Genomic DNA, 15,053 nt, shown 5'->3' on the forward strand with positions numbered 1-15,053 from the left:
GCAGCGGACAGAGAGCCTGCCTGCTGCATCAAAGCTATTCACCATCCAATCCTCGGATTGGCTTGATCGTCCCCCATCCTTTACAGGAAGGACAATGCCAGTAAAGAGAATGAGTAGAAAAGCCACATTGCCGACATCGGTAGTGCGGTTTCACTTTTAACTGTTCTCCAACCATCGCTTGTAAGGTCGAAAGGCTGTCTTTCGCACGACCATCTTCTGCTTCTGCAATATGATAATCAATCAGGCGATAAAAGCCTTTCATGGTTGGATTCTTAAGTAACTGTTTAGTAAGCAACTCTTGCGCAGAGCCGATACTTTCATGGTGAGCCACCAACTGTGCCAGCATTAATTCAGCAGACACTCCTGCTTTTTTATCAATGCAGGTCCTTAGAAACTCGACCAGTTCATCTTCTTGCCCTAGATGGTGGTAGCATTCCGCAATGGTAGGTAACACATCGCTAATGAAGTCCTTATCTTGCTCAAGTACACCTGTTAGGTACTTGATGGTATGCTTGTAATCTTCAGACTCTAAATAAATTCGACCTAGAGAAATACTCGCTCGCACACATTTAGGATCTTCTGATAACGCCTTTTTAAAATGCTGCATGGCTTTATTAGTATTACCATCAGCTTGATCTAGCATGGCAATCTCACACCAAAAGTGCGCGATATTTGCACGTATTCGCGAGCGTTTATTGCCCATTTTCGCTAGCTGATTAGCATAATAAATCGCTTTTTCCCATTCACGCGTTTGCTGGTAAATGGTAACAAGCTGCTGAAGCGCCCCTTCTCTATGATCAGGCTCTTCGACTAGTTGTTCAAAAATTCTTTCTGCACGGTCTAAAAAGCCAGAAACCATGTAGTCTTTCGCTAGTTGCTGAAGCGCGAGGTTTTTCTGGTCCAGTGTTAGCCCTGAGCGGGAAATGAGGTTTTGGTGAATTCGAATTGCACGGTCTACTTCTCCACGAGAACGAAAGAGATTACCCAACGCAAGGTGAGTATCAATTGTCTCGTTATCAACTTGGAGCAATTCAATAAAATGGTCTACGGCTTTATCTGATTGATCAGAAAGAAGCAGATTAAGACCCGTCATGTATTGACGAGAAATTTGATGAGATTGCTTCTGCTTGTCTTGCTGAGCGCTGCGATGTCCCATGTACCAGCCATATGCAGCAGCTATAGGCAATAACAAGAAGAGTAGTTCAAGCATTAAAGTAAAGCCTTATCCTTATGCCTGTTTTTCGATGGCTGACTTATTCGCCGTTTTTTCCGCTTCAGCAGGCTCATATTTTTTCAGTTGTTTTTTCAAACGACGAACTCGCAGCTGAGTCTTTAGTTGGAGACTACCCAAGATCATCCATGCTAAAGCAAAACCAACGACAAATACCACGCCTAATAATGTGGATAAGTGGAACTCTCCTTTTGCTAGAAGATAATTAAAGGTCACAAGTTCTTGGTTTTGCGAACCTAATGCCAATGCAATTAAAAAGAGAGCTAAAACAACAACGATTTTTATAATTTTCATGTTACATCACCCTTCTAGGAGTAAGTCGGTAAGATTATGCAGGAAAATAATTCTTCAGACTACGTATATTAGCAATAATCTATACCCAAGTAACCTCAAGATGCTTAGTTTATAGACACGCCTAGAAGTTAAAATTATTTGAGTGTCGACACCTGTTCGTAAAACGGTCAGAGCCAATACAAGTAAAATATTCTCGCTGGGTCATGACTTCGATGTTGTTTGGGCATATTACAAAAAAAGCGGCATACAAAAAAGTATGCCGCTTTTTCTGCAAACTAATAAGAGTGCCTTAGCCAATATTGACACGCTCACGAAGCTCTTTACCTGGTTTGAAATGTGGAACGTATTTACCTTCCAATTCCACTTTATCGCCTGTTTTAGGGTTACGACCTACGCGAGGCTCACGGTAATGAAGAGAAAAACTACCAAAGCCTCGGATCTCGATACGATCACCACTCTCTAGCGTAGAGGCCATGTGCTCTAAAATATCTTTTACAGCATCCTCTATCTCTTTCGCTGATAAATGTGTTTGCTCAGCACAGAGTCTTTCAATCAGTTCAGACTTAGTCATAGTTGCCCTCTTTGAGTATCTTTATCACTTATTATAGTAAGTAATACTAATTCCAACAAACACTTGCTAACAATTCCAGACAAATTTCACGCAAAATGCGCAATGAGGAAATGCCTTTTATTAAGATAGTTTACCGTCATTAGTATTACTACTTAAATATGCTCAAATATAAAAAAGGAGCCTTGCGGCTCCTTTTTTGCTTAAGCGAGTATATTATTCGCCTTTAGCTGCTTTGAAAGCATCAGCCATTGCGTTACCGAAAGAAGATTCATCTTGCTTGTTAACAGATGCCATTGCTTCTTGCTCTTCAGCTTCGTCTTTAGCTTTGATAGATAGGTTGATTACACGGTTCTTACGGTCTACACCTGTGAACTTAGCTTCAACAACATCACCAGCGCTTAGGATTAAAGCAGCATCTTCAACGCGGTCGCGAGATACTTCAGATGCACGGATGTAACCTTCAACGCCTTCTGCGATTTCAACAGTAGCACCTTTAGCGTCAACTGCAGTTACAGTAGCGTTAACGAGAGTACCTTTCTTGTTATCAGCAACGTAAGCATTGAATGGGTCATTTTCCATTTGCTTGATGCCTAGAGAGATACGCTCACGCTCTGCGTCTACCGCTAGAACAACTGCAGAGATCTCGTCGCCTTTCTTGTACTCACGTACAGCTTCTTCGCCAGCAACATTCCAAGAAATGTCAGATAGGTGAACTAGACCGTCGATGCCGCCTTCTAGACCGATAAAGATACCGAAGTCTGTAATAGACTTGATCTTACCAGTAACTTTGTCGCCTTTAGCTTGTGCTTCAGCGAATGACTGCCATGGGTTAGCTTTACACTGTTTCAGACCTAGTGAAATACGACGACGTTCTTCGTCGATTTCAAGAACCATAACCTCAACTTCGTCGCCAACATTAACAACTTTAGATGGGTGGATGTTCTTGTTAGTCCAATCCATTTCTGAAACGTGAACTAGACCTTCAACGCCTTCTTCGATTTCAACGAAGCAGCCGTAGTCTGTTAGGTTAGTTACGCGACCAGTTAGTTTGTGACCTTCTGGGTAACGCTTAGCGATTGCTACCCATGGATCTTCGCCTAGTTGCTTAAGACCTAGTGATACGCGAGTACGCTCACGGTCGAACTTAAGAACTTTAACTTGGATCTCGTCACCAACGTTAACGATTTCAGATGGGTGCTTAACGCGCTTCCAAGCCATATCAGTGATATGTAGAAGACCGTCAACGCCACCTAGGTCAACGAACGCACCGTAATCAGTAAGGTTCTTAACGATACCTTTAACTTCAGAACCTTCTTGTAGAGTTTCTAGAAGCTCGTCACGCTCAACGCTGTTTTCAGATTCAATAACAGCACGACGTGAAACAACTACGTTGTTACGTTTTTGGTCAAGTTTGATAACTTTGAACTCTAGCTCTTTGTTTTCTAGGTGAGCAGTGTCGCGGATTGGACGTACGTCTACTAGAGAGCCAGGAAGGAAAGCACGGATACCATTTAGTTCAACAGTGAAACCGCCTTTAACTTTACCGTTGATGATACCAACAACAGTTTCAGCTTCTTCGTAAGCTTTCTCAAGTACGATCCAAGCTTCGTGACGCTTAGCTTTCTCACGAGAAAGTTGAGTTTCACCGAAACCATCTTCAACAGCGTCTAGAGCTACATCTACTTCAGCGCCAACTTCAACTTCAAGTTCGCCAGCAGCGTTCTTGAACTGTTCAGCAGGGATAGCAGATTCAGACTTAAGACCAGCGTCAACAAGAACGAAACCGTTCTCGATAGCGACTACAGTACCTTTAACGATGCTGCCTTGTTGGAATTCTGTTTCGTTTAGAAACTCTTCAAAGAGTTGAGCAAAAGATTCAGTCATTTAGTTAATCTTCAATAAATTAAACGTCCACGGGTATCCTACCGCATGGGGTTATTAAATTCGCCAGTCATCATCCTTGCGACCAACGCTCTTAGTCTAGCCGAGTATCATTACTCAGCTAGCTTCGATTCGATATAGTGTAGTGCCTTTTCTACCACTTCGTCGATAGTCATCGACGTAGAATCTAGCACAAGCGCATCCTCTGCAGGGCGTAGTGGCGCCACTGGGCGGTTACGATCTCGATCGTCACGCTCTTGGATCTCGCTTAAAAGGTCAGGAAACTTAACATCTAACCCTTTCTCTTGCAACTGTTTAAGGCGTCGATTTGCACGCTCTTCAGCGCTCGCATCAAGGAAAATTTTCGCTTGTGCTGCAGGGAATACAATTGTCCCCATATCACGACCATCAGCGACTAGGCCCGGAGCAGCCTCAAAGGCACGCTGACGGCGTAACAGTGCTTCGCGAACACGTGGTAGTGCCGCTACTTTAGACGCTGCCATGCCCGTTTCTTCTTTACGAAGTTCACTTGATACATCTTCGCCTTCTAAAATCACCTTAACTAGGTCACCTTCAGCGACAAATTGAACGTCTAGGTGTGTTGCCAATGGGACAAGCGCGTCTTCTGACTCAGTGTCAACACCATGATGAATCGCAGCAAGGGCAAGTACACGATAAATCGCACCAGAGTCTAAAAGTTGGAATCCCAGCTTTTCCGCTAGCAACATACACAAAGTGCCTTTACCTGCACCACTAGGTCCATCTACGGTTACAACCGGAGTTTGAGAGGACATGTTCTTCTCCACCTATAATTTTTCAGCAATTCGCTCGGTTTTCGAGGCGCACATTATACGTGCAATCGCCTCTTGGAGCGAGGAAAAATGTCGTGTAAGACATCCACCCAATACGTAATTGGATTTATAAAGTGGCTTAAAGCTCAACGAATAACGGCGAGAGTTTCTCCTCGCCGTTTACAAATTCAATCGCGGTTAAATTCGTTTAAACAATCGGCTTTTGACCACGCTCTGCCAGCTTTAAGATCACGCTGTCAGCGACTTTGCCCGCGACACCTGCTAGCTTGTCTGCCAGTTTTTTCTTTTGAACATAATGCACAGCGAGTACGGTTTTCTCTTTGCATGCTTCAACGACAATATCATCAGATGTCGTGATGTCGTCGACTAAACCCAGCTCTTTTGCTTGTTTACCAAACCAGTGCTCACCAGTGGCTACTTTATCTAGGTCTAGACTCGGACGACGCTCACGAATGAAGTCTTTAAACAAAACGTGTGTTTCTTCAAGCTCTTGCTTGAATTTATCACGCGCTTTGTCGGTATTCTCACCAAACATCGTTAACGTGCGTTTATATTCACCTGCGGTTAATTGTTCGTACTCAATGTCATGCTTCTTCAACAGTTTGTTGAAGTTAGGAATTTGCGCGATAACGCCGATAGAGCCCACAATCGCAAATGGCGCAGAAACAATCTTATCTGCTACACATGCCATCATGTAACCGCCACTTGCTGCAACTTTGTCAACAGAGATGGTCAGAGGAAGACCAGCGGCTTTAATACGGTCAAGTTGAGAAGAGGCGAGACCGTAACCGTGAACCATACCACCGCCAGATTCTAGACGAAGCAACACTTCATCACCTTCACGTGCGACAGCAAGAATAGAAGTGATTTCTTCTCGTAATGAGTTCACTTCTTTCGCATCGATACTGCCATTAAAATCGAGAACGAATAAGTGAGGTTCACGCTTGCTATCTAGTGCCCCCTCTTTATTCGCTTGCTTGATCTCTTTTTCACGAGATTTGTTTTTCTCTTTCTCTTCTTTCTTGACGGCTTTATCGCGCGCCTTAATGAAAGCATCGTCATGTAAGTGATGCTCTAACTGCTCAACAGATTGTTTGTGTTGTTCCGAAAGATTGGTAATCTCTAACTCCCCTTTCGCTGCACCCGACTTGCCACCAGCCGATTTCACAATAATGAGTAGAACAATTATCGCGGCAACAACCGTGATGATTTTGGCCAAAAATAGACCATAATTTAATAAAAATTCCAACGAGAGCTCCTTTATCTCATTCTAGGTTACGTCGTTATGTTACGCAGAAACATCAGCGAGAAGGCAACGAGTTTTGTAACCACTTGTTCTGATTGATAGCGTTCGGATAACATACCTAACGAAAGTTCTGGAATTGGTATAACACATGAATTGGTGTATTGTAACCATCTCGTCACGATTACCAAGATTTTCCATTGAAGAACAGACGTTTTTAGCGTCAATTAACTATCATGGACCCTCTTACAATAATAAGGATTTATCACCGTGAACTACTCTGTTTCAGCTGATGCCCTAAAAGGTAAAGTCATTCTTGTTACTGGTGCTGGTAATGGCATCGGCCGTCAAGCCGCGCTTTCTTACGCCGAGCACGGCGCCACTGTTATTCTCTTAGGCAGAAATGTTCAAAATCTTGAATCTCTCTATGATGAGATTGAAGCAGCTGGCTACCCACAAGCCGCTATCATTCCTCTTGATCTAAAAGGCGCAACGAAACAACATTACATTGATATGGCGGAAACTATTGAGGGGCAATTTGGTCGCTTGGATGGGCTACTACACAATGCGGGTGTACTGAGTGCGTTGTGCCCATTTGAGCAGCTCAACGAAGAAGACTTCGATGACATCATGCAGATCAATGTGAAAGCGGAAGTTTTGATGACTCAAGCACTACTGCCTGTGATGCGTAAATCAGAAGCGGGTCGTATCGTGTTTACCTCGTCAACCGTTGGTCATTCTGGCCGTGCTTTCTGGGGCGCATACGCAATCTCTAAATTTGCTGTAGAAGGCATGATGCAAGTGCTGGCTGACGAGCTGAGTGATACACCAGTCCGTGTTAACGCGATTAACCCTGGTGCAACCCGTACCCGTATGCGTGAAAAAGCATACCCAGGTGAAGATTCGAATACTCTAAAAACACCACTGGATATTATGCCACTGTATCTCCACCTTATGGATCCTTCAGTGACAAATGTAAACGGTCAATGCATCGATGCACAGCCGAAACGTAAGTGATCCCCCTTACCTAACTAACCTCGTGCAATTGATTTAAGAGGCAGTAAATGTTGCCCGAGCGCAGAACCCAGCTTAGCTCAACTCAAAAAGAACTAAATGGTGAAAGAAGTTCTTGAAAAAAGGGAGGCTGTCCCTCCCTTTTATACCTAAAGCCTATTTCGCATCATTTACAAGAACAAGCCGCAGTCTATCTTGTGCTGCTTCAACTAATAAGTCGGGCTGGAACTTAGAAATCAAACGATCACAGCCCACTTTTTGCACCATCGCTTCATTAAAGCTGCCACTTAGTGAGGTATTTAATGTGATGAATAATTTTGACATTCGAGGGTCATTACGAACTTCGTGAGTAAGTTTGTAACCATCCATCTCCGGCATTTCCGCGTCTGTAATCATCATCAGTAGTTCTTTTTCAACATCCTTACCTTCATCACACCAACGCTTTAGAACCGTCAGCGCTTCTAGGCCATCGCGACACTCGATGATGTTCATGCCCAATTGGGAAAGCGTATCGCGAACCTGATTACGAGCCGTAGAAGAATCATCCACAATTAAAACATTACGTCCGACCATTGCTTGAGAAAGCTCTTCATCTAAAATATCGGCTGAAATCGTGACATCGTAATGCACAATTTCCGCTAATACCTTTTCAACGTCAATAATTTCAACAATCTGAGAAGCATCAGCATCTCTGACTTGGGTGATAGCCGTTAGATAATTAGAACGACCAGATGTTGACGGTGGCGGCTGAATTTCTGTCCATGCGGTATTAATAATATTCTTAACTGAACCCACCAAAAAACCTTGAACAGTACGATTGTACTCAGTCACGATCAGATTTTCTTCTTCCGCTTCACCACGCAAAGCAGGGAAGCCAATAGCACCGCGTAAATCAATGACAGGCACCGCTTCACCTCTTAGGGAGGCTACACCACGAATGTTATAGTGAGAGCTAGGAAGCTTGGTCAACGGTGGAAGCTTAATCACCTCTTTGACTTTGAACACATTAATAGCAAACAATTGACGACTATTTAAAGTGAACAGCAGAAGCTCTAGTCGGTTCTCACCAACTAAGTTTGTACGCTGATCAACCGTATTTAACACTCCGGACATACTACTACCTAAATTCTGGATGATTATTGTTTTATTCTAAACCGATGCGTATACCACGAGGTTATATACCCAGATAATTTCGTGGTAAATGGTTTAACGAAAATGGCCTTGGAAATGGGGACTATTCCGCTAGGTTACTTTGATTAAGGAAAAATCACTGGTAATACTCTGGCTCTGTAACTTGGAATCGTTTGGGTATATATATATTCAGTGAGCTTTTTAAGAAATTACATGAATGGCACAAATATAGCAATGTAGCACCACTCAGATTCCTCCTTGGCGTATTATATAATTGAAGTCAATACATCGTCTTACTTTTCGTTTTTATTCACGATATGAGACGCACGATAACCTCACTGGGAGTCGAGGCCAACTTTGCTCGATTGAGGGGCAATTTTTCATTTACTGGCTTATCGTGCCTTCCGAGTGTTTGAACAACTTTACCTTTGAGAGAGCGTTTCGCTCAACGAGTATTATGCCTTAGATTAAGCTATCAGTTAGTCTCTTCAATCAGCTCAGCGATTAGTCAATCCGCTGAAGTTTACTTTGTTAGACCACCATTAATTGACGATGCTGAACTTGGGAAACGTGCATAAAAAATCCGATAAACACTGTTTATCGGATTTTTACATACACAAAGGATCGTTCAATTATTTTGACAACTATTGACTTAGCTGAACGTCATGAGAGCGAATACTCTCCTTTTCTTCTCTGCACCTGAGAATTAATCCCCAGCAAACATATAGCCTTCTCCGTGAACCGTCACGAAAATCTGTGGGTTCTTTGGATCAAACTCCATCTTAGCTCGCATACGTCGAATCAAAACGTCAATGGTACGATCATTCGGCGCGTCCACTCGATGACTAATCATATTCAAGATACGCTCACGACTTAACACCTGATTCGGGTACGACGATAACGCGACCAAAAGTTCATACTCCGCTTTGGTCAGTTTCACGGGGTCGCCATTACGGCTTAGTGCACGGCGCTGAATATCAAATGTCCATTCTCCAAAGCGAACAATGTGTTCCTCATTGGCTTCTGCCGTTTTATTACTACCGTGACGGGCTGCTGAAATACGCCACAGTAGATTCTTAACGCGAACCAAGAGTTCCCTGAGTTCAAAAGGTTTTGTCACATAATCGTCAGCGCCCATTTCTAGACCTACGATTTTGTCAATGCTATCCGTGCGTCCTGTTACTAATATGATGCCAATATCCGACTGGCTACGTAGTTCGCGAGTAAGCATCAGGCCGTCTTCACCCGGCAGGTTAATATCCAACATGATAAGGTCTACATCACCCGCTTGCAGAACTTCGCGCATCTCTGCGCCACTTTCTGCTTCGCTAACTTGATAACCTTCATTTTGGAAATATCCCGCAAGCTTACTACGCGTTACAACATCATCTTCTACGACTAATACGTGATAGCTCATTTACACCACTTCTGTCTTCTTATTATCCAAGACGTATTCTATTCATAACTAGTAACATTTCTAGTCATAGATACATTAAAAAGCAAGATTTAGCGTTTTTATTGATTCAAAACAAACTTACCCACCACCATTAACAAATGAACATTTTTTGCTATAAAACATAACAATTATAGTTACTGCTATTCATTTTAATTGATTACACTTAGGAAATATCCCTAATTGACCTTATGGTGCACGACTTAAAGCATCATTCAGGAGCCCAAAAATGCAAGAAGTGAAAGCTTTTAATGAAAAACGCGCTGAAATTTACTGGTGGTTTTCGAGCTTGTTCGCCAAAGAACTATCAGATAAAGAATTGGAAACCTACCACAGTGTTGAAATTCGCAGTTTTTTAGCGGGTTTAGGTGAAAATGAATCCCTTAAACCTGCTGTTGACAGTCTTGTTAACGCATTGAATCGCCTACAAGATCGTCAAGACGCACAACTAGAGCTTGCCGCAGATTTTTGCGAACTGTTCTTGAAGACGGAAAAATACGGCGCCCTCCCTTACGCTTCAATGTACATTGGTGAATCAGGCTTACTCAATGACAAACCAGCGGAAGAGATGGAAAAATTAATGAGTGAATTTGGCGTTCAGGTTGATGTTAACCTCAAAGAGCCAGCCGATCACTTAGCCGTTGAGCTCGACTTTTTAGGCAACATGATCATCCGCTCTAATGAACTAGAACAAGACAAACATATGGAAAAAGCGTTTGTTAAACAAAACTGCTTCATTCAACAACAGTTGATGTCTTGGCTGCCACAATTTGGACAAAAATGTAAGCAGCTCGATGAATTCGGTTTCTACTCAAGTGTTGCGCAACTATTAATTGCATTTTGTAAACTGGACAGCACTTACCTTCTTGGTGAATAATCGCCGCCTGTTTTAAGAAGCCCTCAAATCGGGCTTCCCATATTCGCAATGACTTCAAGATGCTTGGTAGATTATTCGTTTGCTTTTAATCTAACGCAAAAACACCCGGTTACTTAGCAGTCATAATGTGACTTCAAATACACAAAACACTGGTTGAAAGCATTGCTAGTCAGCCCACATAGAGCTAAAATGTGAGCGCAAACGATTAAATATGATTTATATGTAAACCGCTAAAATATAGCGGTTTTTGTGTTTTCTTAATGGGCTGATGACGATTTATCACCATATAGAAAAAAAATAGAACTCATCGACCAGTTGCTACACACTTTTTTGCCGCTCTTAGGATAACCTCTGCCAAACACACTCAACATGAGCGTTTATAACGCTAAGTGTGAAAACGATACTGGTATTGAGACACTCCATCACGGCATTTTTAAGTAGCTCGATACAGGACACCATTTATGGCCACTATAAAAGACGTTGCTCGCTTAGCCGGCGTTTCTACGACTACTGTTTCTCACGTTATCAACAAGACACGTTTCGTTGCCGAAACAACTCAAGAAAAAGTAATGAAAGCCGTTGATGAGCTTAACTACGCACCTAGCGCGGTTGCTCGCAGCTTAAAATGCAACTCAACTCGCACTATTGGCATGTTAGTGACTCAGTCCACCAACCTATTTTTCTCTGAAGTAATTGACGGGGTTGAGAGCTACTGTTACCGCCAAGGTTACACTCTGATCTTATGCAATACAGGTGGCATTTACGAGAAACAGCGCGACTACATCCGCATGCTAGCAGAGAAACGTGTAGATGGTATCTTAGTGATGTGTTCTGACCTGACGGAAGAGCTAAAACAGATGTTAGACCGTCATGCTGATATTCCTAAGGTCGTAATGGACTGGGGTCCAGAAAGCTCTCAAGCTGATAAGATTATGGATAATTCAGAAGAAGGTGGCTACATTGCAACCAAACACCTGATTGACAACGGCCATACGGATATCGCTTGTCTAAGTGGTCATTTTGAAAAACTCGCGTGTCAGGAGCGCATTGCTGGTTTTCGCCGCGCAATGACAGAAGCAAAGTTACCCATAAACGAAGATTGGATTCTAGAGGGCAACTTTGAGTGTGATACCGCCGTGTTGGTTGCAGAACAAATAACGGCAATGGACAAGCGTCCAACAGCCGTTTTCTGTTTCAACGATACTATGGCGCTGGGCCTTATGAGTCGTTTACAACAAAATGGCATTAAAGTACCTGATGATGTATCTGTCATTGGTTATGACAATATTGAATTGGCGGAGTACTTTTCACCACCACTTACGACTATTCACCAACCGAAGCGTCGTGTAGGTAAAAATGCATTCGAAATTCTACTTGAGCGAATCAAAGATAAAGAACATGAAAAACGTGTTTTCGAAATGCAGCCTGAGCTTGTCATTCGAAATACTGTGAAAAAAATGAACTGATATTAGCTTTAATATATAACACTGGCTCCAAGCGCTCTTCCGGGCGCTTGTTTTTTAATAAAAAATAACATTTACAACACATTTTCTTGCTTATAAAATCGTTAATAGTAGGATAACTTGCTGTTTTATTTGGATGTGACTCAGTCTTGCCCTTCTTATTCTTTTAGAGTCAAACTTCTTCTTGAATATGCACAAATATGCACTAACTCACATTTTTACTGAACCAACATCACACTTTTAGGCGTAAAGTGTGATGTTAATTCAATATACGAAGTATGATCCAACTGTCACGCACAGGGCAAACCATCCGAAAGGATGGGACGCAAAGCCTCCGGCCTGAACCATCGTATACGATGGAAGGTAGCGGGGTTACCGATGGCAAATATGCATATAATGAGTTCACCCTTTATTGACATTGTGTCTGCATGTATTTGCTAACCTCTCGGACCTGATTTTTGGTGGCGTAATATTAATTACACCGAGATAACACATCATGGATAAACCGATACTCAAAGACTCTATGAAGCTATTTGAGGCACTTGGTACGATCAAGTCGCGCTCGATGTTTGGTGGCTTTGGTCTTTTCGCCGATGATACGATGTTCGCACTAGTTGTGAATAATCAACTTCATATACGAGCTGACCAAAAGACTTCATCTGATTTCGAGAAACAAGGGCTAAAACCATACGTTTATAAAAAGCGTGGTTTTCCAGTCGTAACTAAGTACTACGCGATTTCCAGCGACTTATGGAGATCAAACGACCACTTAGTTGAAGTAGCAAAGCAATCCTTAGAAAATGCAAAAATGGAAAAAAAGCAACAAGCGACAAGTAAACCTAACCGCTTGAAAGACTTGCCTAATTTGCGTCTAGCTACTGAAAGAATGCTAAAGAAAGCTGGCATCGAATCGGTAGAAAAGCTAGAAGAAGAAGGTGCGCTTAATGCCTACAAAGCGATAATAGACACACACTCCGCCGCTGTGAGCATTGAGCTCCTCTGGGCACTAGAAGGTGCTATAAACGGCACTCATTGGAGTGTAGTTCCTCAAACTCGTCGAGACGAGTTGATTAGCGACCTTCAATAGAAATAAATCGCTAACCATAGAGTAAACCGCAGATAACACTGCGGTTTTTTTGTGAAATTTTTTCGGACTAAAATCTGTCTTATAAAGCATACCCAAGTGGAGCAAAAAATATGAATAAGAAACTGATTTTAGGTCTTACCCTATTAGCGCTAATCATCTTTTTAGGTGTGAACTTCAGTCAATACCTAACCCTAGAAAATGCTAAGGCACAACAACAACTACTGACCGCTTACATCGACCAAAACTTCGTGTTTTCTGCGGCAGTTTACTTCTTCGCTTACATCCTCATTACAGCATTTTCCATTCCTGGTGCAACAGTTGTCACTTTGCTTGGTGCGGCTCTCTTTGGCTTTTGGGCAAGTTTATTACTGGTTTCTTTTGCCAGCACAATGGGGGCGACCATTGCATTTCTAAGTAGTCGTTACTTATTGCATGATTGGGTTCAAATCAAATTTGGAGGAAAGCTCACTGCTATTAATCAAGGCGTTAAAAAGGACGGTGCGTTTTATCTATTTTCTCTTCGCTTAATCCCTGTATTCCCTTTTTTCTTGATTAATCTGCTAATGGGGTTAACGCCAATGTCAGTCGGCCGGTTCTATCTGACGAGCCAAATTGGCATGCTGCCAGGAACGGCCGTTTACTTAAATGCAGGCACTCAATTAGCCACGATTGAAACGTTATCTGGCATCATCTCTCCCGCTGTCTTAGTGTCATTCGCATTATTGGGACTATTTCCAATTATCGCTAAATGGGTTATGAATAAGGTAAGACCAATACCCAACCAACAAAATGGAAGCTCTTAATGAAGATATTTATCGCTAAGAACCCTGCAGAAGCACATATTGTATGTGAATTGCTAAAAAGCGAAAAAATCTCCTGCGAAGTTCGGGGAGAAGGTATTTTCGGTCTAAAAGGAGAATTGCCATTTAGTGATGATACGGACCCTTATGTTTGGTTACTTGCTCCTGAACAAAAGTTAAAAGCAATCGCAATTGTGGAAGCATACCAAAAACAATCATGCCGACATGAATACCCTGATTGGCAATGCCCCAAGTGTTTAGAAGTGAATGAAGGGCAATTTGGCGCCTGTTGGCAATGTGGGCATCAAATAGGGGAACCTTAGCACTCTCTCCTGCTCTCTCGTTTCATAATTTAACTCTACACCGCCAAGCTTTGCTGCTTGATAAATGCGATTGAGTACTGATTGAAGTCTTCAGGGCGTTCAACATTGCAAACATGTCCGCAATTCGGAATTTCACGTAAGACACTAAACTTATGCGCCGCAACCATCTCTTTCACGGGTTGAATGAACATATAGTCCCGTTCTCCCATTAAATAGAGAGTGGGGATTAGCAGTTCTCTATCTTTAAAGTATTTCATTAGCGGGTTGACATCTGCAGCCAAAATAAACCAGCGTTTAAACTCTTTTTGACAAAGCTTCTTAGCCTCACGGATGAAAAGGTGTCGAGATTCACGCTGGTTTCGCTGCGGCATAACGATATAAGCAAACAACCTGTACAGCCACATGTAGGGCAAGATATGCTTGCAAAAGTTACCAAGCTTAACGAGTATTTGCGAACGGGTGTTGAGTCGCGTGATCGCTCCTCCAAGCACCATTGAACGCACGCGACTCGATGAAAGTTCAGCCAAGTTACGGACAATAATGGTACCGAGAGACATCCCGACAAAATGCGCAGACTGGATTTTTAGGTAATCTAAGACCTTTAAAATGTCTTGAGTGACTTCAGTGAAGGTGTAACGATTCCTAATCAGCTCTTTCAGTAACTGGTTTGACTTTCCATGACCTCTTAAATCGATAAGCAGCAGATTAAAATGTTGCTTATACGCTTTGATTTGCTTAAACCAAATTGAGGAACTGCCCCCCGCACCGTGCACGAATACGACCCACTCATTACTCGTAGGGTGCAGATAGGTTTTATGAAAAAGTAGCGGCTGAGTCATATTCCGGTATAAAAAATCGTACTATTGAGCAAAA

The 15,053-nt window shown here is 42.5% G+C and carries 15 protein-coding genes and 1 riboswitch; of the genes, 6 read left to right on the forward strand and 9 right to left on the reverse strand.

The window, feature by feature from the left end; genetic code table 11:
* Positions 1-34: 34 nt before the first annotated feature.
* The 6 genes from lapB to sohB form a co-directional block, all read right to left on the reverse strand.
* Complete coding sequence (lapB, locus tag ATG66_RS14490) at positions 35-1,210, reverse strand: lipopolysaccharide assembly protein LapB (protein WP_098415994.1); 1,176 nt, start codon at positions 1,208-1,210, stop codon at positions 35-37.
* Between the two features lie 18 nt (positions 1,211-1,228).
* Positions 1,229-1,525, reverse strand: coding sequence for a LapA family protein (locus ATG66_RS14495; RefSeq protein ID WP_098415995.1), 297 nt, complete (start codon positions 1,523-1,525; stop codon positions 1,229-1,231).
* A gap of 289 nt (positions 1,526-1,814) precedes the next feature.
* On the reverse strand, positions 1,815-2,096 hold the full coding sequence (ihfB, locus tag ATG66_RS14500) for an integration host factor subunit beta (RefSeq protein WP_011080796.1): 282 nt from the start codon (positions 2,094-2,096) through the stop codon (positions 1,815-1,817).
* Positions 2,097-2,309: 213 nt separating this feature from the next.
* Positions 2,310-3,980: a 30S ribosomal protein S1 gene (gene rpsA / locus ATG66_RS14505; RefSeq protein ID WP_098415996.1), complete on the reverse strand. Its 1,671-nt coding sequence runs from the start codon at positions 3,978-3,980 to the stop codon at positions 2,310-2,312.
* Positions 3,981-4,090: 110 nt separating this feature from the next.
* A complete protein-coding gene (gene cmk / locus ATG66_RS14510) occupies positions 4,091-4,771 on the reverse strand; it encodes a (d)CMP kinase (protein ID WP_098415997.1) in 681 nt (226 codons plus the stop codon).
* A gap of 205 nt (positions 4,772-4,976) precedes the next feature.
* On the reverse strand, positions 4,977-6,038 hold the full coding sequence (sohB, locus tag ATG66_RS14515; protein WP_098415998.1) for a protease SohB: 1,062 nt from the start codon (positions 6,036-6,038) through the stop codon (positions 4,977-4,979).
* 264 nt (positions 6,039-6,302) lie between these two features.
* On the opposite strand from sohB, the gene ATG66_RS14520 reads away from it, so the two are divergent.
* Positions 6,303-7,049 (forward strand): YciK family oxidoreductase, encoded by a 747-nt coding sequence (locus ATG66_RS14520; protein ID WP_098415999.1) that lies wholly within the window; start codon positions 6,303-6,305, stop codon positions 7,047-7,049.
* Between the two features lie 153 nt (positions 7,050-7,202).
* Here the strand turns inward: ATG66_RS14520 and ATG66_RS14525 are convergent, their stop codons facing one another.
* Positions 7,203-8,159: a chemotaxis protein CheV gene (locus tag ATG66_RS14525; protein WP_098416000.1), complete on the reverse strand. Its 957-nt coding sequence runs from the start codon at positions 8,157-8,159 to the stop codon at positions 7,203-7,205.
* Between the two features lie 724 nt (positions 8,160-8,883).
* Positions 8,884-9,594: a two-component system response regulator TorR gene (gene torR / locus ATG66_RS14530; RefSeq protein ID WP_098416001.1), complete on the reverse strand. Its 711-nt coding sequence runs from the start codon at positions 9,592-9,594 to the stop codon at positions 8,884-8,886.
* Between the two features lie 265 nt (positions 9,595-9,859).
* Between torR and torD the strand changes: the two genes are divergently transcribed.
* From torD to ATG66_RS14555, 5 genes are all read left to right on the forward strand, one after another.
* Positions 9,860-10,507 carry a molecular chaperone TorD gene (gene torD / locus ATG66_RS14535; protein ID WP_098416002.1) on the forward strand — a complete coding sequence of 216 codons (648 nt, stop codon included), beginning with the start codon at positions 9,860-9,862 and terminating at the stop codon, positions 10,505-10,507.
* 461 nt (positions 10,508-10,968) lie between these two features.
* On the forward strand, positions 10,969-11,973 hold the full coding sequence (purR, locus tag ATG66_RS14540) for an HTH-type transcriptional repressor PurR (protein ID WP_098416003.1): 1,005 nt from the start codon (positions 10,969-10,971) through the stop codon (positions 11,971-11,973).
* A gap of 287 nt (positions 11,974-12,260) precedes the next feature.
* A riboswitch (cyclic di-GMP riboswitch) is annotated at positions 12,261-12,350 on the forward strand.
* Between the two features lie 116 nt (positions 12,351-12,466).
* Positions 12,467-13,057: a TfoX/Sxy family DNA transformation protein gene (locus tag ATG66_RS14545; protein WP_098416004.1), complete on the forward strand. Its 591-nt coding sequence runs from the start codon at positions 12,467-12,469 to the stop codon at positions 13,055-13,057.
* A gap of 110 nt (positions 13,058-13,167) precedes the next feature.
* Entirely contained in the window at positions 13,168-13,860 is a 693-nt protein-coding gene (locus tag ATG66_RS14550; protein WP_098416005.1) for a TVP38/TMEM64 family protein, read from the forward strand.
* Positions 13,860-14,180 carry a putative signal transducing protein gene (locus ATG66_RS14555; protein WP_098416006.1) on the forward strand — a complete coding sequence of 107 codons (321 nt, stop codon included), beginning with the start codon at positions 13,860-13,862 and terminating at the stop codon, positions 14,178-14,180. Before ATG66_RS14550 ends, ATG66_RS14555 begins: the two co-directional genes overlap by 1 nt.
* Positions 14,181-14,215: 35 nt before the next feature.
* Here the strand turns inward: ATG66_RS14555 and ATG66_RS14560 are convergent, their stop codons facing one another.
* A complete protein-coding gene (locus tag ATG66_RS14560) occupies positions 14,216-15,019 on the reverse strand; it encodes an alpha/beta fold hydrolase (RefSeq protein ID WP_098416007.1) in 804 nt (267 codons plus the stop codon).
* Positions 15,020-15,053 lie beyond the last annotated feature (34 nt).

It is taken from the genome of Vibrio sp. ES.051 (assembly GCF_002563795.1).
GTDB lineage: Bacteria > Pseudomonadota > Gammaproteobacteria > Enterobacterales > Vibrionaceae > Vibrio.